The following is a 2,072-nucleotide window of genomic DNA, read 5'->3' as shown; positions in this document are numbered from 1 at the left end:
TGCCCGTGCGACCTGAAGTCGTATGAAGCGTTGTTCACCGCTTAATGAGTGAACCATCTGTATCACCAGATGAACCTATGAGCCTGAATAAAGCAGCGGCTCAGACAATGTAACGAAGAGTGATTTAAATCTCTCGGGATCTGAATCGTGAGAGGGCGATCCTCCTGATAACCACACAAATCGGGTGAGTGCTAGGTAGTCAGTACGATGAACAAATGTGAATCCATCCAAGGTGCGTTATGTGATGAAGCAGCGGAAGTGGTTATTACGCTGTAGCCAAAAGGCAATGGGAGTTGGAAAGGGATTGGGCAATGCTCTTTCGTGATCGACACGCTCCCCGCACTAGAGTGGGCATCTAACCTGACATTTACGTAACATACGGAACAGGGTAAGCCTGTATCGCTCCCTATGGGAAAGCCTTTGTGGCCGATAGTGATGCAGGTAAAGGAGGTCGGAAAAAGCGAAAGCTGTGTTGTAATGATGCAGATACAGGTTGATACCTGATCACGAAAGTGAGCCCACTTCCGACTGGTCTCCCTTTGCGAGAGAATTTGAAGAACTTTATTTAAGGAGAAAAGCAAATGGTGATCTCGAAAGAGATTAGTGCATCTTCTGACGGTGCTCAATGGCAGTCAATAGACTGGAAATCCGTTGAAGCGCACGTATTAAAGCTTCAAATGCGTATCGCAAAAGCAACTAGAGAAAAGAAATACGGTAAGGTGAACTCCTTACAGTGGCTCTTAACTCATTCTCGCTCAGCTAAGCTTCTTGCGGTTAGGCGAGTATCTCAAAACAAAGGCAGTAAAACGCCTGGAATAGATGGTGTCATCTGGAACACAGATGCACGCCGTATGAAAGCAGTCAATCAGCTTAGTCGCAAGACTTATAAAGCGAAACCACTTAAACGCATCTACATTCCCAAAAAGAACGGCAAACTCAGGCCATTAGGCATTCCATGCATGATTGATAGAGCGCAACAAGCACTCCATCTACTAGCACTAGAGCCTGTGTCTGAAACACTTGCTGACCCCAACAGTTATGGATTTAGACCTAATCGCAGTACTGCTGACGCAGTCAGTCAATGCTTCAAATGTTTGGCTCTAAAGAAATCAGCCAAATGGGTACTTGAAGGGGATATCAAAGCCTGTTTCGACGAGATCGGCCATCAATGGCTTCTTGATAACATCGCTGTAGATAAGCGAATGTTGGAACAATGGCTAAAGTCTGGCTTTATGGACAAAGGTCTGTTCTATGATACTGATGAGGGTACACCACAAGGCGGAATCATATCTCCGACCTTGATGTTAATGACTCTCGCAGGGCTAGAGCAGTGCATAAAATCCACTGCGCTCAAAAAGAGCGCTAGAGCCAACTTTATTGGTTACGCAGATGATTTCGTGGTCACCTGCTCTTCAAAGGAAGTGCTAGTGAACGACATCAAACCGTTGATTTCTGATTTTCTGGCAGAAAGAGGGTTAACCCTCTCCGTAGAGAAAACGAAGCTTACTCACATTGATGATGGCTTTGACTTTCTTGGCTTCAACCATAGGAAGTACAAAGGAAAATTGCTTATTAAACCGAGCAAATCCAACACGCTGTTATTTTTGAGAAACCTACGTGAACTCATTAAAAAGCACGCAAGCGTCCATGTTAACGATCTTATCAAGCTGATAAATCCAAAACTTAGGGGGTGGGCGAATTACTATCGCCATTGCGTAGCAAAACAAGTATTCGGGTATGTCGGCCACAAACTATTCCAAGCATTATGGCACTGGGCAGTTAGACGTCATCCAACCAAGTCCAAGGACTGGGTTGTTCATAAATACTTCCTCAACCGTAAAGGCCAATGGCAATTTCACGGCTGGCAGAAGATCATGAACATGGATTGCCTGTTCAACCTATTCCAAATAGCAAAAGTGCCCATCGAGCGACATGTGAAAATCAGGAGTGCGGCGACTCCTTTTGACCCTGAATACCAAGAATACTTGGCAAAGCGGAAGTCAAAAAGACAAGCTCGTAACTCATGGGTTGATCCTGCTCTAACTGCTTTATAAGTTGCTGGGTGTCAAACG

General features: G+C 45.1%; 1 protein-coding gene. It reads left to right on the top strand.

The features are described 5' to 3' along the window. Positions 1 to 581: 581 nt before the first annotated feature. Positions 582 to 2,054 (top strand): group II intron reverse transcriptase/maturase, encoded by a 1,473-nt coding sequence (gene ltrA / locus BIT28_RS00135; RefSeq protein ID WP_075761618.1) that lies wholly within the window; start codon positions 582 to 584, stop codon positions 2,052 to 2,054. Positions 2,055 to 2,072: the final 18 nt, after the last annotated feature.

It is taken from the genome of Photobacterium proteolyticum (assembly GCF_001939735.1).
In the GTDB taxonomy this organism is placed as follows: Bacteria; Pseudomonadota; Gammaproteobacteria; order Enterobacterales; family Vibrionaceae; genus Photobacterium; species Photobacterium proteolyticum.
This window is presented reverse-complemented; position numbering and strand designations above follow the sequence as displayed.